The 20609-nt window shown below is 74.1% G+C and carries 4 protein-coding genes; 3 read left to right on the top strand and 1 reads right to left on the bottom strand.

All coding sequences use genetic code 11. The features are described 5' to 3' along the window. The first annotated feature begins 436 nt into the window (after nucleotides 1–436). The gene (locus Cba03nite_RS14855) at nucleotides 437–1360 is read left to right on the top strand and encodes a class I SAM-dependent methyltransferase (RefSeq protein ID WP_203746168.1); all 924 of its coding nucleotides are present in this window, start codon (nucleotides 437–439) and stop codon (nucleotides 1358–1360) included. A gap of 335 nt (nucleotides 1361–1695) precedes the next feature. On the opposite strand, the gene Cba03nite_RS14860 is transcribed toward Cba03nite_RS14855, so the two are convergent. Beyond that, complete coding sequence (locus Cba03nite_RS14860) at nucleotides 1696–2079, bottom strand: hypothetical protein (RefSeq protein WP_203746169.1); 384 nt, start codon at nucleotides 2077–2079, stop codon at nucleotides 1696–1698. Between the two features lie 240 nt (nucleotides 2080–2319). Between Cba03nite_RS14860 and Cba03nite_RS14865 the strand changes: the two genes are divergently transcribed. Continuing rightward, nucleotides 2320–10305: a SpvB/TcaC N-terminal domain-containing protein gene (locus tag Cba03nite_RS14865; RefSeq protein WP_203746171.1), complete on the top strand. Its 7986-nt coding sequence runs from the start codon at nucleotides 2320–2322 to the stop codon at nucleotides 10303–10305. Nucleotides 10306–10321: 16 nt separating this feature from the next. Next, entirely contained in the window at nucleotides 10322–20560 is a 10239-nt protein-coding gene (locus tag Cba03nite_RS40305) for a Tc toxin subunit A-related protein (protein WP_203746173.1), read from the top strand. Nucleotides 20561–20609 lie beyond the last annotated feature (49 nt).

Genomic DNA, 20609 nt, shown 5'->3' on the forward strand with positions numbered 1-20609 from the left:
TGTCCGTACGGTCACACAGTGGAATAGTCGCTGGCTACGGGCCGCTGGGACGCAACCGCAGGCCCGTCCGGCACGGCGAAGTGGCCGTTGTGCTTCCACCGAAAGAATCTCGTTTCACCTGGTCGGCCCGCTACGAGCGATCCGTTTCGATGCAGTCGGCCGGTGTTCGGATCTTTTGTCGATCGGTTGCCCAGCCCGGTCCGGGTCGCTCAGGCGCTTCCGTGGAAGCGACCAGGTTCAGCCGCGGGCGGAGATCGCCAGGGATGGTCGCCCGGCGAGGTGGCTGAAGTCGCGGGCGTGGTCGGTGAGCTGCTCATGCAAGCGGCGTCGCCGATCCCGCCAGGTCCGCTGTAGGTGTGGAGGCGGCCGGCAAACTTCCCGGCCAGGCCTACACGGCGCGGAATCCCCGTTGCCGGCACCACCCAGAATGGCCGCTATGACATTCACGCCATCCGATCTGGATGCGATAGCCGCCCGCTTGGCGACCACCGGGGAGATCGACGCCTCCTACTCGTATGTCGGCATGGGTGCCACAGCATGGGACCGTTATGTCCGGTGGCAGGAGGACGGTGGTTCCCCCAACATCCTGACGTCCACGTTGAGCATGCTGCGTGACGCTCACGAAGATCTGATTGCCCCGCTGCGTGGGCCGGTACGCGTCGTCGACCTCGGCCCTGGCAATGGTGCGCCTGTTCGGGGCGTGCTGGAGCGGCTGCAAGCGGCCGGACGGCTCGAACGGTATGTGGCCGTCGACACCAGTCCCGAGATGCTCACGATCGCGCAGACGAACCTACGTTCATGGCTTGGGCCCGCCGCGGAGCTGGAGTTCCATCGGCGCGACTTCGCCTCTGACGCACTGGCCGATCTGCGGGGACCGGCGACCTTGGTGCTGCTGACCGGTGGCACGCTGCTGAACTTCGCCGATCCGGTCGCGGTGCTGCGCCATGTCCGGCAGATCGCGAGAGTCGTCGCCTTCACTGTCCGAGCCGATACGGTGGCCAACCGCATCGTCCGCTTCGGCGAGGACAAGGCTGACGCACGTGGAGAGGCTGAGGCGGATCTGCCCATGCGCCTCAGCGCGATGCTGGACCAGCTCGGCGTGCCACGCGAATACTACGAGCCGGAGTTCGGGTTCGACGAAACAACCCGGCAGCGGTACCTGCGGGTCCGCCTAACCCGCCCGGCGACGGTCGCCGGACGGGTCACGCTACCCGTCGGCTACCGGGTACAGCTGTTGCGGTACCTCCATCGCTCGCCTGAAGAGCTCACGTCGATGCTCGACGCGGCCGGATACCAGCCGCTGACCGTCCATCGGCGGGCGGACGGTGAGTTTCTCCTGATCGCCGGCCGCAGCGCCTGACAGCGGGCGCACCGCTGGTCGGGTGAGCGAACACACCCATAGGTCGCCGTGCTAGTCGCCGCTCTCACCAGACACCGCCGCCCACATCCGTTCCCGTGAACGTGACGGTGCTGCCCGGCTGGCCCACGCCAAACCGACACGTCGCAAGCGCTACCGCACCCGGACGTGTCGCTCCACTGCCGACAGGAGGCAGCCGCAGGCTTACCAAGTGCGGGGAGCTGGTACCAGGGCGTCGAGATGGCCCACCATCATCACATCGCCAAGCATCCAGAACCGCCTACAGCAGGTCAGCGCCCAACCGTGACTGCCGTACCCGGAGAAGAATCGCCGAGCAGTCACCCAGGCGCCCCGATGACGCCGTCCTTGCCGTTCACGTTGAGGATGCCGGAGGCGATCGCGAGGATCCCCGCGTCGAGGTCCTGGATGTCCGCGAACGACTTTGTGATGCCGTACTTCCTCAGGATGCCTTCCGCGATCGCGACGAGCTCGCTGAGCCCTGGGCCTACCGGGCCACCGTTGGCGATCTTGATGTCGTCGTCGCTGCCGGGCCGCAGGAGGTCGCTGATGACATCCAGTCCCCCGATCTGCTCGCGGGGTCCGGGATCGGCTGCCTGGGCGGGCGTCGCCAGGAACAACGGCATGGCCGCAAGGGCGATGGCCCTGAGTACGGCGCGTGGCTTCATGCCGTGATCAACGATCCGGCCGATCACCAGATACACGCTCGCACGAGACGCCGGTCTCGGAGCGGGCGGCGTCGAGGGTGTCCCGCAGCCGTGCATTGGCGTGCACCGTCCATGGTTCGTTCCACCATCCGGTGGACCGCTCAGCCTTTCCGGTAGCAGGTATCCGACTCTAGATCGACTCTCGTCGTGGCGGCGGACACAATCGCAGCGTCATCGTGACTGCGTCCTGCGGCCCGCGGCAGCGTCGGGTCCGCCCGTCGGAAGGAGCCGGTCCTGGTGAGCGCACCCCTGCCGGGCGACGGCGGCACCGCGACGGCCGCACCGGCCGCGGCGCCGACCCTGTCCCTGCCCCACGCCGGTGGCGCCGTGCGGGGCATGGGCGAGTCCTTCGCCGCCAACCCGGTCACCGGCACCGCCTCGCTGAGCATCCCGCTGCCGGTCAGCCCCGGCCGCGGCGGCCTCGGTCCGCAGCTGGCGCTGGCGTACGACTCCGGCGCGGGCAACGGCCCGTTCGGGCTGGGCTGGCAGCTGTCCGTACCGGCGATCAGCCGCCGCACCGACCGCGGGGTGCCGACCTACCGCGACGGCCACGGGGAGCGGCCCGACGCCGACACGTTCCAGCTGGCTGGGGACGAGGATCTGGTGCCCGTGGTCGACGCGACCGGCGTCGTCGCCGAGCGGGTGCGCGACGGCTACCGGGTGCGCCGCTACCGGCCGCGCGTCGAGGGGGCTTACGCCCGCATCGAGCGGTGGAGCAGCCTGACCGACCCGGCCGACGTGTTCTGGCGGACGGTGTCCGGCGCGAACCTGGTGACCGTGTTCGGCCGGGACGCGGCCAGCCGGGTCGCCGACCCCGCCGACCCCACGCGGATCTACTCGTGGCTGGTGTCCTACGCGCAGGAGGACACCGGCAACGCGATCGTCTACTCCTATGCCGCCGAGGACGCCGCGAACGTGGCCCGGAGCCCGGTCAGCGAGGCGGGGCGGCAGCGTACGGCCGGGCGCTACCTGCGCACCATCCGCTACGGCAACCGCACGCCCGCCCTCGAGAGCGACGGGGGCCTGCGCGATCCGCGCGCCCTGCCCGCCGACGCGTGGCTGTTCGAGGTGGTCCTCGACTACGGGCAGGGGCACGTCACTCCCCTGCCGACCGGCCCCGACCAGCGCGAGTTCGTCAGCGCGAGCGCCGCCGCGGCGGGGACGTGGCCGGCGCGGCCGGACGCGACGTCGTCGTACCGGTCGGGTTTCGAGATCCGCACGCACCGGCTGTGCCGCCGGGTGCTGATGTTCCACCGGTTCCCGCGCGAGCTGGGCCGGGCCGACTGCCTGGTGCGCTCGACCGAGCTGACCTATGACGAGAGCCCGGCGGTGTCGCGGCTGGTGCGGGTGCAGACGGCGGGTCACCGGGCACAGCCGACCGCCGAGACCCCGGACCGCTACCTGCGGGTGCCGATGCCGCCGCTGGACCTGGCGTACACGGCGGCGCCCGGCGCGGCAGAGCTGGCCGCGCGGGCGAGCAGCGCGCTGGACCCGGAGTCGCTGGCGCACCTGCCCGCCGGGCTGCACGAGGCGCACTGGCTGGACCTGGACGGCGACGGCGTGGCCGGGCTGCTCACCGAGGAGGGCGCGGGCTGGTGGTTCCGGCGCAACGTGAGCCCGCTGGCCGAGCGGGCCGCGTTCGACGCGCCGCGGCAAGTGGAGCGCCGCCCGGCGGCGAGCCTGGGCGCGGGCGCGCGGTGGCTGGACCTGGCCGGGGACGGCCGCGCCGACCTGGTGGTGCTCGACGACGCGGTGCGCGGTTTCTGGGAGCGCGACGGCGAGCAGGGCTGGGGCGCGTTCCGGCCGTTCGGCTCGTGGTCGCTGGTCGACCTGGACGATCCGCGGGTACGGCTGCTGGACCTGAGCGGCGACGGCCGGGCCGACGTGGTGGTCGCCGAGGGTGACGCGTTCACCTGGTATCCGTCGCTGGGCGAGGACGGCTTCGGCCCGGCGGTGCGGGTGCCGGTGACCGGCGACGACGGGCCGCGGCTGGTGTTCGCCGAGGCCGCGCAGACGGTGTTCCTGGCGGACATGTCCGGCGACGGCCTGACCGACCTGGTCCGCATCCGCGACGGCGAGGTCTGCTACTGGCCGAACCTGGGACACGGCAGGTTCGGGGCGAAGGTGGTGATGGACGGCGCGCCGCGGTTCGCCGCGCCGGACCGGTTCGACCCCGCCCGGCTGCGGCTGGCCGACCTGGACGGCACCGGCCCGACCGATCTGGTCTACCTGGCGCCCGACGGCGCTCGCCTGTTCTTCAACCGGTCCGGCAACTCCTGGAGCGACGGGCACCGCCTCGGCGGCTTCCCGGGCACGGACACCGTCGCCGAGGTGCAGGTGCTGGACCTGCTGGGCACGGGCACGGCGTGTCTGGTGTGGTCGTCACCGCTGCCCGGCGACTCCGGCCGGCACCTGCGCCACCTGCCGCTGCTGGAGGAGAAGCCGCACCTGCTCGCCGCGATCGTGAACAACCTCGGCGCGCGCACCGACGTGCGGTACACGCCCTCGACGGTGTTCGCCCAGCGCGACGCGCGTGAGGGGCGGCCGTGGGCGACCCGGCTGCCGTTCCCGGTGCAGGTGGTGTCGCAGGTGCAGACCTCCGACGGGATCAGCGGCAACCGGTTCACCAGCCGCTACGCGTACCACCATGGTTATTACGACGGCGACGAGCGCGAGTTCCGCGGCTTCGGCATGGTCGAGCAGTGGGACGACGTGGTCATCCCGTCGGTGGGCGGGGCGGCGTCCAACCACGACCGCGCCTCGGACCTGCCGCCCGCGCTGACGAAGACCTGGTATCACACCGGCGCCTGGTATGAGGGGCCGAGCCTGGCCCGCCGCTACGCCCGCGACTACTGGCGCGAGGGCGACCGGAGCGAGGGCGTGGCGGGGCTGGGCGAGGTGGACGCCGCCGCGCTGCTGCTCGACGACACGGTGCTGCCTTCGGCGCTGCTCGGCCCGGCCGGGCGCACGGCGGTGACGCTGAGCCCCCGGGAGTGCCGGGAGGCGGCGCGGGCGCTGCGCGGCAGCGTGCTGCGCCAGGAGGTGTACGCCCTCGACGGCGGCCCCGCGCAGGACCGGCCGTACACGGTGTCGGAGCGCAACTACACCGTCGAGCTGCTGCAGCGCGGCGCCGAGCTGCGGTGTGCGGCGTTCTCGGTGCACCCGCGCGAGCAGCTGGACCTCAACTACGAGCGGGTGCTGGTCGAGGTGGCCGGGCGGCGGGTGGCCGACCCCCGGATGACGCACACGGTGACGCTGGCGGTCGACGCGTACGGCACGGTGCTGCGCACGCTGGCGCTCGCCTACCGGCGGCGGCAGCTGCCCGGGGTGGACCTGCCCGAGCAGCAGGCCACGCATCTGCTGCTGCGCACGACGCGGGTGGCCAACCACGCCGCCGACGACTGGCACCGGATCGCGCTGCCGGTCGAGGCGGCCACGTACGAGGTGGTCGGCGGCCCGCAGCCGGAGCTGGTGGACGGCCGGGTGCTGCCGCTGCGCTTCGAACGGCTGGCGGCGCTGGTGGAGGAGCTGTTCCCGGTGGGCGCGGACGCGCCGGTGCCGCAGCGGCTGTGGCCGGCGGAGCGGTGGGACTGGCGCGGCGCGCCCCCGGACGTGCCGATGCTGCGCCCGCTGAGCCGGGTGCGCACGGTGTACCGCGCGGACGACCTGACCGGCCCGCTGCCGCTGGGCGTGGTGCAGTCGCGGGCGCTGCCGTACGAGACGTACACGCTGGCGCTGACCGAGGGCCTGGTCGCGCAGGCGTACGCGCGTACCCCCGCCGGTGGCGGCCCGGCGGTGCCGCTGCTGCCGGACCCGGCCGTGCTGACCGGCCGGGGCGGCGACCAGGGCGGCTACGTCGCGATGGACGGCGGCTTCTGGGCGCCGTCGGGGCGGGTGCTGTACAGCCCGGCCGCCGACCCGGCCGGCCCGGCGGGCACCGCGGCGGCGGAGCTGGCCCAGGCGCGGGCGCACTTCTTCCTGCCGTGCCAGTACGTCGACCCGTTCGGGCAGGTCACGCTCGTCGGCTACGACGACGCGGACCTGCTCGTGGCGACCACGCAGGACGCGGCCGGGCAGGTGTGGACGGCCGCCAACGACTACCGGGTGCTGGGGCCGTGGCGGGTCACCGACCCGAACGGCAACCGGCGCGCGGTCGTGTTCGACGCGCTGGGCCTGGTCGCGGCGTCGGCCGTGCAGGGCAAGGCGGGGCAGCTCGCCGGGGACGACCTGACCGGGTTCGACGCGGACCCGGCGCCGGCCGCGCTGCGGGCGCTGGTCGCCGACCCGCATGCCGGGGCGGCGGCGATGCTCGGGCAGGCCACCACGCGGACCGTGTACGACGTGCACCGGTTCGCCCGCTGCGGGCAGCCCGCGGTCGCGGTGAGCCTGTCCCGGCAGGTCCACGCCGCCGACCCGGGCGGCAACAGCAGCCCGATCGGGATCAGCCTGACCTTCTCCGACGGGTTCGGGCGGGAGATCCAGCGCAAGGTCCAGGCGGAGGCCGGTCCGGCGCCGCTGCGGGAGGCCGCCGCGGTCACGCCGTCCGGGGACGCGCTGCCCGGGGCGCTGCGCCGCGACGGCGCCGGTGCGCCCGTGCCGGGCGAGGTGGCGCGGCGCTGGGTCGGCACCGGGCGGACCGTCTTCAACAACAAGGCCAAGCCGGTACGCCGCTACGAGCCGTTCTTCAGTGCGACGCCGCTGTACGAGACCGAACCGGAGCTGGTCGAGACCGGGGTGAGCCCCGTCTTCGTCTACGACCCGCTGGCCCGGGTGATCGCCACGCTGTCGCCCGACGGCGGCTACGGCAAAGTCGTCTTCGACCCGTGGCAGCAGGCCACCTACGACGCCAACGACACCGTGCTGAGCGACCCGCGCACCGATCCCGACGTCGCCGGGCACGTGGCGGCCTACTTCGCCGCGCAGCCGCCGGACTGGCGGACCTGGCACCAGCGGCGCTCGGCCGGGCAGCTCGGCCCGGCGGAGCAGGACGCGGCCCGCAAGGCCGCCGCGCACGCCGACACCCCCGGCATGGTGCGGGTCGATCCGCTCGGGCGGGCCGTGCGCACCGTCGTCTACAACCGGTTCGAGCGCGGCGGCGCCACGATCGAGGAGGTCGTGGTGACCCGCAGCGTCGTGGACGGCGCCGGGTTGCAGCGCGCGGTCGTCGACGGGCTCGGCCGCACCGCGGCGCGGTTCACCTACGACGCCCTGGGCGGGCTCATCCACCAGGCCGGGGCCGACTCGGGCGAGTCGTGGCAGCTGCGCGACGTCACGGGACACCTGATCCGCTCCTGGGACGGGCGGGGCCGGTCCGCGCGCGGCGTGCACGACGTGCTGCGGCGCCCGGTCAGCAGGCACGTCACGGGCGCGGTCGGGGCACCGCCCGGCCAGGAGATCACGGTGGCGCGCACCGTCTACGGCGACGACCCCGCGACCGGCCTGACCCGGGCTCGGGCGCGGGAGCTGAACCTGCTCACGCACGTCTACCAGCAGTACGACAGCGGCGGCGTGGTGACCAACCTGGACACCGATCCGGCGACGGGGCAGGAGCAGGCCTACGACTTCAAGGGCAACCTGCTGCGCGGCAGCCGCCGCCTGGTCACCGCGTACGCCGCCGATCCGGACTGGGGCGGGCCCGTGCCGCCGGCGCTGGGCGAGCCGATGACGACGGCGACGGCGTACAACGCGCGCGACGAGGCCGTCTCGGTGACCGCGCCCGACGGCAGCGTGGTGCTGCCGGGCTACAACGACGCCGGGCTGCTCGAACGGGTCGACGTGCGCCACCGCGGCGCGGCCGGTGCCACGGCGTACCTGCGCGGCGTCGCCTACGACGCGCGGGGTCGCCGCGTGGAGCTGGCCTACGGCAACGGGGTGACCACCCGGCAGGAGTACGACCCGCTGACCGCGCGGCTGGCCCGGCGGCGCACCACCCGGCCCGGCACCGCCGACACGGCCGCGTCGCTGCTGTTCACCGACGCGTCCGTGGTGCAGGACGTGCGCTACGGCTACGACCCGGTCGGCAACCTGCTGCGCGTCGACGACGCGGCGGCGGCGTCGGTGTTCTTCGACAACCGGCGGGTCGAGCCGCTGCGCGAGTACGCCTACGACGCGGCGTACCGGCTGGTGTCGGCGACCGGCCGCGAGCAGGTGGGGCAGGTGGCCCTGGACCCGGCCCCGCCGCCGGGCGACGGCCGCCGCGACCTGCCGTTCACCGGCTCCCGGGTGCACCCCAACGACCTGCGGGCGCTGCGCTCCTACGTGGAGCACTACGAGTACGACCCGGTGGACAACCTGACCCGGCTGCGGCACGTCGCGGGCACCACCACCTGGGTCCGCGACTACGTGTACGAGGAGTCCAGCCTGCTCGAACCGGGCCGCGACGGCAACCGGCTCACCCGCAGCACGCTGGGCGGGTTCACCGAGACCTACCGCTACGACGACGGCGGCGAGGACGCCGGCGGGGCCATGACCGGCGTGAACTCGCTGGCGCTGGGCTGGGATCACGCACATCGGCTGCGCCGGGCCGACCTCGGCGGCGGCGGGGTGGCGTACTACGTCTACGACGGGGCGGGCAACCGGGTGCGCAAGGTCATCGAGCGCGGCGGGGTGGTGCGCAGCGAGCGCGTGTACGCCTCCGGGTTCGAGCGCTACCGCGAGTTCACCGACGGGCGGGTGTCGCTGGAGCGCACGACCCTGCACGTGCTGGACGGGGCGCAGCCGGTTGCGCTGGTGGAGACGCAGACGGTGGCCGACGGGGCGGCGGTGCCCGCGCCCGCCGCGGTGCTGCGCTACCAGGTCGGCGACCTGCTCGGCTCGGCGTGCGTGGAGCTGGACGCGGTCGGCGGGCTGATCTCCTACGAGGAGTACCACCCGTTCGGCACGACGGCGTTGCAGGCCGGGGCGGCCGGGGCCGAGGTTAGCCTGAAGCGCTACCGGTTCGGCGGCAAGGAGCGCGACGAGGAGACCGGCCTGGCCTACCACGGGGCGCGCTACTACGCGCCGTGGCTGGGCCGGTGGACGGCGGCGGACCCGATCGGCCTGGGCGACGGGATCAACGTCTGGGCGTACGCGCACAACCGGCCGGTCTCCTGCGCCGACCCCGGCGGCACGGCCGGGTTCGAGAAGCTGGAGACCGAGGACCCGAACGCGAACTACTACTACGACCAGGACCGCGGCCTGACGCTGCGCGACTCGGCGCAGCTGACCGAGCTGTGGGTGGACGTCGGCGCGCACCAGGCCGACCGGGTCGCGATAGCGTTCAAAGCCACCAAGCAGGACGTGATCACACCGAACAAGCCGATCACGAAGGAGCGCGTGGCCAAGGACATCAAGAACATGTCCCCGCAGGACTTCCAGGACAAGTACGGCGTCGGCGCGATCGAGTACGGCGTGCTGGCCGACGCGCTGATCCCGCCGCCGGAGCCGATCGTCGTCCCCGAGGACAAGACGCTCTACATGGGAGCGGGCGGCCGGATCGGCACCGCCGAGGATCTGGACGCGATCGAGCTGGGTGACCGCATCGCCGGCATCCAGCAGCCGACGCTGACCGGTTCGCTGTACGGCATGGCCGCCGTCGCGCTGGGCGCCGACGCGCAGGAGGCCGCCCGGATGATCAACCTGGGCAACGGGATGGACAACCTGATCATGTCGGGGCTGTTCGTCGGCGCGGGCGTCAGCCGGCTGAACGCCGCCAAGGCCGGCGGCACCGGAGGCGGCGGCTTCGGCGGCGGCGGCTCGGGTGGCGGCGGCGGCTCGGGCGGCTCCGGCGGCGGCACTCCCCCGCCGTACCGCCGGGAGGGCGACGGCAAGATCCACCTGAACAACCTGCCCGGGCAGAAGGTGCCCGACCGGCCGGTCCAGGAGGTGTTCCAGGGGGCGACGGATCTGGTCGACGCCAAGCTGCGCCCGAACCCCACCCTGGCCGGGCAGTACATGGAGCCATACGAGCGCGACTGGGGCGGGCTGGGCCTGTTCGGCCAGCGCATGGCCTACGGGCACGCGGTCGAGCGGGCGCTGGCCCGCGGCGCCGCGCCCACCGGGCTGCTCATCCACACCGGCGACAACCGGCCGCTGGTCCGCGGCGGACCTGACTTCGTCGGCGCTCCCGGCACCCCGTTCGCGGGGATGGAGTTCCAGGTCACCACGCAGGGTGGCTACTACACGCACGTGTACAAGGCGGCACCGGGCACGTACTGGGGCCTCTACCCGACCTACACCCCCTGACAGACGGGCCGAGACGATGCGCGCACTCACCTCCCAGTCCCCCGGCGGGACCGGCGAGTTCATCACCGACCTGCACCACGCCCTGGACGCGGCCGGGTTCGGCGACCCGGTCACCGCGCAGGAGCGCGAGCGGGCCGAGTACGGCGACGGCACCCGCGAGGCGGTGGCCCGGCTGCAGGCGCAGTACGACTGGCCGGTGCGCGAGCCCGGGGTGCTCGACCGCGACAGCGCCGAGCGGTTCAACGCGCTGCTCGTCGAGCTGGGTGTGTTCCAGGTGGTGGAGGGGCGGCTGACCGGCGCCGCCGGGATGGGCATGCCGGAGCGCCTGGTGTTCGCGTTCGACGTGGACTTCGTCGGCGGGGCGCTGCTGGCCGAGGCCACGACCGACGTCGAGGGCGCGTACCGGATGCGCTACGACCCGCGCCACTACGCCACGGCCGGGCAGCCGCCCAAGGAGCGCCTGGACCTGGTGCTGTTCGCCTACGACGCGAATGGTGCGGTCATCGCGAGCTCGGTGCCGCTGGCCGATCCGGGCCCCCGCGAGCGCATCGACCTGGTGGCGGGCAGCGCCCCGCCGGAGGACGACGGCGAGTACACGGTGCGCGGCACGGTCGTCGAGCCGGGCGGGCGTGCGGCGCAGGGGCTGACCGTACGGGCCTTCGACCGTGACCTCGGCCCGCGCCGGGACCTGCTCGGCGAGGCGCAGACGGGCGCGGACGGCACGTTCCGGGTCGGCTACCGCAGGTCGGCGTTCGGCCGCGGCGAGGGCGACAGCGGCGCCGAGGCCGATCTGGTGCTGGAGGTGCTGGCCGGCGGGCAGCCGGTCGCCGCGACCGTGTACCGGGTGTTCGACGGCCACCGGGCGCTGGCCCCGCTGTCCGAGGACGACCTGGTGCTGGGCATCCCGGCCCGGCGCGACGAGGAGCTGGAGCTGACGCTGGCGGCCCGGGTGCCCGCCGCCGGCACCGAGTACGCCCGGCTCATGGCCGCGCTGGAGCCGCTGCTGGAGGGCCGCTCCCCCGCCGAGCTGGACGAGGACAGGCACCGCGACGTCACCTTCGCCGCCCGGGAGACCGGCGCCGACCGCACCCTGATCGGGCTGCTGGCGCAGGCGCACCAGCTGGCCCGGCACGTGTTCGACGGGCAGCTCGACCCGGAGCTGCTGTACGGCCTGGCCCGCTGCGACCGGCACCTGGCCGACCTGCCCCGGCTCACCCTGGCCGGGCGCGACGAGCTGCACTCGGGGCTGCGGCAGGCGATCGAGCGGCAGGTCATCGCCGAGCAGCCCGAACGGGTGCTGGAGGCGGCGGTCGCGCTCATCGTCGACCTGTCCCCCGACGCGCTGCTGACCGGCACCGGCGCGCCCGCGTACGGGCCGGTGCTCGCCGACGCGCTGCCCGACGCGGGTGCCCAGCGGGCGCTGCTGCGCGCGGCGGCCGGGCGCGGCGGCGACCCGGCGGCGATGTGGCAGGAGCTGCGCGCCGATCCGGCGTTCGCCGAGCCGGGCACTGTCGAGCGGGCGCAGTTCGCGCTGCAGCTCGACGCGCTGACCGACCGGCACCTGCCGCTGATGGCGGCGCTGCACCGCGAGCGCGGCATCGCCTCGGCGGAGGCGCTGCTGGACCTGCGGCACGAGGAGCTGACCGAGCTGGTGACCCGGGTCGGGTTGCCCGACGGTGTGACGGGAGGCGTGGACGAGGCCGAGCGGGCGTCGGTGTACGCGGCGGGCCTGCTCGGGCAGGTGCACCTGGCGTTCCCGACGGCCTCGGTGGCCCGGTCGCTGGCCGCCGCGCCCGCCGGTGCGGTGGGCGGCGAGGCGGTGCGCGACGCGCTGCCCACGGTGCTCGCCCGCGCCACCGGCGAGCAGGTGCGCGGCCGGGGCGCCGCGTTCGACATCGGCACGACGCGCCTGGAGCCGTTCCTGGCCGAGCACGCCGACGTGCTGTTCGACGGCATCGACGAGCCGGTCCGCGCCGCGCTGGTGCCCGAGCTGAGCCGCGCGCAGCGCCTCTACCGGGTCAGCACCGGGCCCGCCGCGATGGACTGGCTGATCAGCCAGCCGTACCGGTCGGCGTTCGACATCGCGCAGCTGCCGCAGCAGACGTTCCTGGCCCACGCGTCCGATCTGGACTCCGCGCAGGCCATGATGATCCACAGCCGGGCGCAGCACACCGCCACGGCCATGCTCGCCACGTACGTGAACCTCGTCGACGCCCGCCTGGGCGTGGACCTGGCCGCGCTGCAGGGCGGCGACCGGGTGGCGGCCGCCGCCGGGATCGACCAGAGCGTCGCGACGTACCTGCCGACGTGGAGCGGCCTGTTCGGCGACGTGAGCTGGTGCGAGTGCGACCACTGCCGCTCGGTGTACAGCCCGGCGGCGTACCTGGTGGACCTGCTGAACTTCCTGGACACGGCGACGCCGAACGCGGCCGGGCAGCGGCCGCTGGACGTGCTGCTCGCCCGCCGCCCGGACCTGGCGCAGACCCCGCTGACGTGCGAGAACACCAACACCACGATCCCGTACGTGGACCTCGTCAACGAGGTGCTGGAGAGCCTGGTCGTGTCGCTGGACCCGGCGGCGATCCCGGCGTACGACACCGCCGACGCGACCGCCGCCGAGCTGGCCGCCGCCCCGCAGCACACCGACTGGGCCGCGTACGTCACCCCGCCCGCCCCGGCGCGGGCCCGGCTGGACCGGGCCGCGTACCCGAACAGCCTGCCGTTCGACGCCGCGCTCAGCGCCGCCCGCGCGCACCTGGACCACCTCGGGGTGTCCCGGGCGGCGCTGCTGGAGACGTTCTCCGGCGGCGTGCCCGCGCACGGCCTGGCCGCCGAGCGGCTGGGGCTGGCCCCGGCGGCGTTCGAGCTGATCACCGGCGTCGACCTGGCCGGTGCGCCCGCCCCGGTGGTGAGCGCCGACGAGCGGTTCGGGTTCGGTGCGGTCACCCCGCCGCCGCTGGCCGACGGGGACAGCGGCTGGTGGGTGTGGGCGGTGCGGCGCAAGCTGGCCGCGTCCGGCGCCGCGCTGGCCGCCGGCGCCGACCCGGTCCTCGAACGCTTCGACGCGCCCGTCACCGCCGCCGTGACCGCCTTCCAGACCGCCAACGGGCTGCCCGCGACCGGCCGCGCCGACGCCGCCACGTGGCAGGCGCTGGCCGCGCACGGCCCGTCGTTCGCGGCGAGCCTGCTGCCGCACACGCCGCTGCTGCTGGACCGCGCCGGGATCACGTACGACGAGCTGCTCGCGCTGCTGCGCACCCGGTTCCTGAACCCGGCGCAGCACGCCTTCGAGACCGTGCAGAGCCTGCACCTGCCGGGCGCGGACCTCATCGCGTTCGTCACGGGCGGCCTGGTGAACCCGAGCGCCGCGCTGACCGCGGCGCTGACGGCCGCCGGGCGCACCGTCGGCGAGTTCACCGACTGGGCCGCCGTACACCTGGCCGGTCCCGCCTGGGATCGCGTCCGGGCGACGATCCTGGCCGACGGGCCGCTCGACCGCTCCATCGACGCCGTCACCGTGCGGCACTGGGCCGATGACGACCCGTGGCTGACCGACGACCAGTGGATCGGGCTGGACCGGCTGATCCGGCTGTGGCGGGCCACCGGCTGGGAGCTGGACGACCTCGACCTCGCATTGACCGCGCTGGGCGCCACCGACCTCGACGCCGCGACCGTCACCGCCGTCGCGCACGTCGCCGACCTGGCCCGCGCGCTCGACCTCACCGTCGCGCAGGTGGTGCTGCTGTGGGCCGACCTGGACCCGACCCGGCCCGGCTCGCTGTACCACCGCCGCCTGCGCAACCGGGCCCTGCTGCGGCTGGACCCCGCCTTCGACCCCGACTGGCGCGGCGCCGTGCTGGCCGGGGCGACCCTCGGCGAGCAGCTGCCCACCCTCCAGGCCGGGATGCGGGCCGGGGCCGCCGACCTGACCGCGCTACGCGCGCACCTGGGCCTGGCCGACGACACCGCCCCGCTGGACGTCGCCGCGGTCAGCGCCATGTTCCGGCACGTCACCCTGGCCCGCGCGCTGGAGCTGAACGTCCGCGACCTGATCACGATGATCACGCTGAGCGGCGCCGACCCGTTCACCGCGCCCGGTTCCGGTGACTGGGCCGCCAACGCCCTGGTCCGCGAGGTGCGGCGGCTGCAGCGCGGCGACCTCAACCCGGCGCAGCTCGCCGACGTGCTGGCCGATCTGTCCACCCCGGACGCCGACGCCGGGCGCGACCGGGTGCTGGGCGCGCTGCGCGACGGGCTGCGTACCGTCGCCGCCGAACTCGACCCGGCAACCGAGCGCGACGGCGCGCTGACCCGCCGCGCCCTGGCCTCGTTGCAGGTCGCTGCGCCGCTGGCGGACGCGACCGTGGCCGTGCTGACCGGCAACGACCAGGCCAGTGCGACCCTGCCCGCGCCGCCCGCCCCCGCGCCCGCGATCCCCGCCGGGTGGGCCGCACGGCTGCGCTACAGCCCACAGGACCGCACCGTCACGGTGCTCGGCGCGCTCACCGACGCCGAGCGCGACGACGTCAAGGCGTTCACCGCCGACGCGGGCTGGGCCGCCGCCGCCGACCGGCTGCACGCCGCGCCTCGCGCCGTGCTGGCCGACCTCACCGCCGCCCTGTCCGCGGCCGGAGTCACCGCGCCCGCGACGCTGCTGGCCGCGCCGCTGCCCGACGACCCGGGCCAGCGCGAGGCCGCCGTCACCGCGCGGCTGCGGCTGCTGCTCGACGCCGCCCTGCCCGCCGTACGCGACCGCGAGCAGCGCGCCCTGATCCGGCAGACCATGCTCGCCGTGGTGCCCGACGCGGCGACCGTCGCGCTGCTGCTGGAGGGGCGGCGCACCGCGGGCGGCCCCGCGCTGCGCGGCACCGTGCCCGGCACGCCGCTGATCGCCGACCTGCTCGACCTGGCCGCCGCGCCCGGCGTCACCGATCCGGCCCGGCAGGCGTACGGCCTGCTCGCCCGCGTCCAGGTGCTCGCCGAGGGCCACCGCCTGCCCGGCGCCGACCTGCGCGTCCTGGTCACCGAGGTGGTGACGCTGCGCGCCGACGGCAAGCGGCTGCTCGACCACCCCGCCGCGCAGGCGGTCGGCGCGTACGCCCGCGCCCGCTCCCGCCCCGGCCAGCCCGACGGCGCGCTGGCCCGGCTGTGGTCGGCCACCACCGGCGAGCAGGCCGCCGCCGCGCTGGCCGAGGCCGCCGGGGTGCCCGCCGCCACGATCACCGACCTGATGGACCCGGCCGGGCTGGGCCTGGCCCTGCCCGCGCTGCGCGACCCGGCCGCCGCCGAGCGACTGCTCGACGCCGCCGCCGTCGTCACCACGCTCGGCGTGCCGGCCGCCGTCGCGGCGGGCTGGGCGCACGGGCCCACCGGCCAGGCGGTCGCCGACGACACCCGCCGCGCCGTCAAGGCCCGCTATGACGAGACCGCCTGGCTGGACGTGGCCCCCGCGCTCAGCGACGCGCAGCGCGACCGCCGCCGCGCCGCCCTGGTCGCCTACCTCGCGCCGCGCCTGGGGGTACGCGACGCGAACGGCCTCTACCAGCAGCTGCTCATCGACGTCGAGATGAGCCCGTGCATGCGCACGTCCCGGATCAAGCAGGCGATCTCCTCGGTGCAGCTGTTCATCCAGCGGGTCCTGCTCAACCACGAGTCACCGGCCGTGGCCGCGCAGGCGGTCGACGCCGGTCACTGGCGGTGGATGCAGAACTACCGGGTCTGGGAGGCCAACCGCAAGGTGCTGCTCTACCCGGAGAACTGGATCCTGCCGCAGCTGCGCGACGACAAGACGCCGTTCTTCAAGGAGCTGGAAGGCGCGCTGCTAGGCGAGGACCTGACCGAGGCCGGCGCCGAGCGGGCCGTGGCAGGCTACCTGGGCAAGCTCGACACCGTCGCGAAGCTCGACGTCACCGCGCTGCACGTGCAGCACGACTTCGAACCGGCCGAGAAGCTGGACACGGTCGTGCACCTGTTCGGCCGCACCGCCAACACCCCGCAGGTGTACTACTACCGCCGCTACGTCGTCACCGCCAACGGCACCGCGAAGTGGACGCCGTGGGAGCAGGTGCCGGTGGACGTGCGCGGCGACCTGGTCACCGCGGTGACGTTCAACCGGCGGCTGTACCTGTTCTGGGCCCAGGTCACCACGAAGACCAAGCAGGCCGCCACCAGTGCCAAGTCCGCCCAGCCGCAGCAGTACTACCAGGAGGTCCAGCTCGCCTGGTCGGAGTACCGCGACGGGGCGTGGGGGCCCAAGCACGTCACCGACGGCGGCGACGTCCTCACCGACGACTACGACCCCGGCGACCCGGGCGGCACGAACGTGCAGGGCGCCGCCCAGCCGCAGGGGATCATCGAGCGCCTGGAGACCCGGATCGACGGCGACCGGCTGCGCGTGCTGTGCATCGCCAGCCGCGCGCTGATCTGGGCCGACGACGAGAAGAAGGTCAGCTACAAGCCGCCGGTGGTCATCAGCGGCGACGGCGCCGCTGCCGCCGACGGCAACCAGGCCTACACGTACGCGCTGGGCACGTTCGTGCTCGACGGCTGCCACGGGCGGATGACCGCCGACTCCCGGATGGACCAGACCTGGCGCAACAGCGGCGTGCTGCTGCGCGTGTCCGACGACAAGCTCCAGGTCAAGCCACTGACCAGGGGCAAGCCGGTCGCCGCAGACACGGTGCTGGCCAAGGCGCCCGGGATGCTGATCAGCACCGAGCACTGGGTCCACACCGACAGCGGCTACTTCGTCATCGGCGACGACAGGCGCGCCTACTTCGGCCGCCTGCGGCTGGCGTCCCCGGCGCTGAGCGGCGTCATCGCCGACCCGGCGCGCATCTACCCGCAGCTCGACCTGACCCCCAAGGGCACCGACGTCATCGCGATCCCGCAGCCGCCGTGGCTGTCCGAGGCCGTGCACGCCGCCGAGCTCACCGGCAGCAGCTGGGCCGCGGCGAACGCGTCGCTGGCGCGGGCCGCCCTGATCGCACCGCAGTTCGCGCTGAGCGACCCGGGTCTGTTCACCGACGCCGCGCCGCGTGCCGAGGCGCTGACCGCCGACCGGCCGCTCACCAAGGAGCTCGCCGTCGCACTGGAGATCGAGCGGGTCGGCTCGATCTTCGCCCGGCCGAAGGCCGCCGCCACGGTGGAGCTGCAGACGTTGTTCGACCCGTTCGCCTGCACCTACCTCAAGCGCCTGCAGCAGTACGGCGTCAAAGGCGTGCTCACCCCCGCCAACCAGCAGCTCGTGCTCAAGCCGGGCTTCGCCGACCGGTACCGGCCCGACCCGTGGCTGGTGTCCACGCCGCACCCGTCGGACACGGTCGACTTCGGCCTGCCCGGCAACCCGGGCCTGGACTGGAGCAGCGCGCAGTCGGGCTACCGGCGCGAGCTGTTCTTCGACATCCCGATGCTGATCGGCGACATGCTCGCCGACAACCACCGCTACGAGGAGGCGCTGCGCGCCTACCACTACGTGTTCGACCCCACCGACGGCACGGGCGACTACTGGAAGGTGCTGCCGCTGCGCACCACCCCGAAGGAGACCGTCGAGCAGTGGCTGGCCCGGCTCAACGCCGGTGACGCCGACCTCAAGCGGCAGATCGCCGAGTGGAAGGACCACCCGTTCCAGCCGCACCTGCTGGCCCGGATGCGCCCGGCGGCGTACAAGAAGTACGTGGTGATGCGCTACCTCGACGCGCTGATCGGGTGGGGCGACAAGCTCTACGCCCAGGACACCATGGAGAGCATCAACCAGGCCACCAACCTCTACATCCTGGCCGCCGAGCTGTGCGGCCCGGCCCTGCGCCGGGTGCCCCCGGCCGGTGAGCCCGCGCCGCAGACGTTCGCGCAGATGCGCGGCAGGCTGGACGCGCTGGGCAACGTCGCGGCCGAGTTCGAGAACGCGTTCCCCACCCTGAACAGCGCCACGCTGACCGCCGCGCCCGAGGCGGCGGGGCTGCTCGGCATGGGCCGCACGCTGTACTTCTGCGTGCCGCCCAACGACAAGCTGCTCGGCTACTGGGACACCGTCGCCGACCGGCTGTTCAAGATCCGCAACTGCATGAACCTCGCCGGGGTCGTCCGGCAGCTGCCGCTGTTCGAGCCGCCCATCGACCCCGCGCTGCTGGTCCGGGCCGCGGCGCAGGGCATCGACCTGGGCAGCGCCGTCGCCGACGCCAACGCGGCGCTGCCGCCGCACCGCTTCGAGGTGGTGCTGCGCCGGGCGCTGGACGCCTGCGCCACGCTGCGCGGCCTGGGCCAGTCGCTGCTGTCGGCGCTGGAGCAGCGCGACGGCGAGGAGCTGGCCGCGCTGCGCGCCGAGCAGGAGCTGCTCGTGCTCAACGCGACCCTGGAGACCCGGCGCAAGCAGGAGGACGAGGCCGACGCGCGGCTCGCGGCGCTGGAGCACTCCCGCGCCGTGCCCGCCGAGCGGCTGCGCTACTACCGCTGGCTGATGGGCGCCGAGGACAAGACACCCGAGCCCGGCCAGGTCGTGGCGATGGCCTCCTACGCCCCCGCCACCCAGCGCCAGGACGGCGCGTTCCTCATCCAGGAGGAGATCGACCAGCTGGCCGCCGCGCACTCGGCCCGCGACTGGCAGGTGCGGGCCAACGCCATGGAGGTCCTGGCCAGCCTGTCGTACTACATTCCCAGCTTCGCCGTGCACGTCGAGCCGTGGGGCGTCGGCGCCGAGATCGAGTTCGGCGGCAAGCACATCGGCCCCGCGCTCACCGCGATCTCCCGATACCAGGCCGGGCTGGGCTACGAGGACGCCTACAAGGCCCAGCACGCCGAGAAGATGGCCGGCTACCGGCGCCGCGGCCAGGAGTACGCCATCGGCGCCAACGCCGCCGCCCTGGAACTGGCCAACATCGACAAGCAGGTCACCACGATGGCCATCACCAAGGAGCTGGCCACCCTGGAGGTGCGGCAGGTCGAGAAGCAGATCGCCGAGGCCGAGCTGGTCCAGGCGCACCTGGCCGGCAAGTACACCGGCACCGAGCTGTATTCGTGGCTGCAGGGCCAGCTCGGCGGGCTGTACTTCCAGGCGTACCAGCACGCCTACGAGCTGGCCAGGCAGGCTGAGCGCTGCTACCGGTTCGAGCACGGCCTGAGCAGCAGCAACATCGTGCAGGCGGGTGCCTGGGACAGCCTGCGCAAGGGCCTGCTCGCCGGGGAGCGCCTGCAACTGCAGCTCCAGCAGCTCCAGCGGGCCTACGCCGACCAGGACGTGCGCGAGCATGAGCTGACCAAGCACGTGTCGCTGCTGCAGCACGCCCCGCTGGCGCTGATCGCGCTGCGGGAGACCGGCCGGTGCGAGATCGACCTGCCGGAGCTGACGTTCGACCTCGACCACCCGGGGCACTACCTGCGGCGGCTCAAGTCGGTCAGCATCACCGTCCCGGCGGTCGTCGGGCCGTACGGCTCGGTCAACGCGCGCCTGACGATGCTGGCCAACGAGACCCGCGTCAGCCCCGCGCTGCGGGCGGGCAAGTACGAGCGCGACACCGACGGCGACGACCCGCGCTTCGTCCGCGACTTCGCGGCCGTGCAGCAGATCGCCACCAGCGGCGGCCAGAACGACGCCGGCCTGTTCGAGGTCAACTTCCACGACGAGCGCTACCTGCCGTTCGAGGGCGCGGGCGCGGCCGGGCGCTGGCGCGTCGAGATCGACCCCGACTGCAACGCCTTCGACCTGAGCACCGTGTCCGACGTCGTGCTGCACCTGCGCTACACCGCCCGCGACGGCGGCGACCAGCTGCGCCAGAAGGCCAAGGAGCGGTGGAAGAAGGTGCTCGCCGACGTCGAGGGCCTGCCGCTGTCGCGGGTGTTCAGCCTGCGCCACGAGTTCCCGGGCGAGTGGCACCGGCTCAAGACCGTGGCGGAGGCGGACGGGTCGCACGTCCAGCTCATCATGCTGAGCCGGGACCGGTTCCCGGCGCTGATGCGCCACAGTGCGCTGTCGATCGGCGCGGTCGACCTCTTCGGTGTGCCCGCCGCGGGCGGTGCACCGGCGAAGCTGCCGTCGCTGCGTACGCCGAAACCCGCCGAGGAGGAGGTGGCACTGGCGGGCGGCTCGCCCCTGCCGCCGCTGCTGCACCAGCGCGCCGACCTGGGGCCGGTGGCCGTGAAGGCGGCCGGGGAGCAGGCGCAGTGGCGGCTGTCGGTCGCCGCAGGCGACGTCGCGGCGTCGCTGGACCAGCTCGACGACCTGCTGATCGTCTGCCACTACAGCGCCAAGTCGGCCACCTGAGCAACCAGCCGGACCCGGTGAGCCGGCAGCGGGTGCTCCTCCGGCTCGG

It is taken from the genome of Catellatospora bangladeshensis (genome assembly GCF_016862575.1).
Lineage (GTDB): Bacteria > Actinomycetota > Actinomycetes > Mycobacteriales > Micromonosporaceae > Catellatospora > Catellatospora bangladeshensis.

Excerpts from the sequence above, each read along its gene's own strand:
- Cba03nite_RS14855 (WP_203746168.1), top strand. The coding sequence starts at position 437 with ATGACATTCACGCCATCCGATCTGGATGCGATAGCCGCCCGCTTGGCG.
- Cba03nite_RS40305 (WP_203746173.1), top strand. The coding sequence starts at position 10,322 with ATGCGCGCACTCACCTCCCAGTCCCCCGGCGGGACCGGCGAGTTCATC.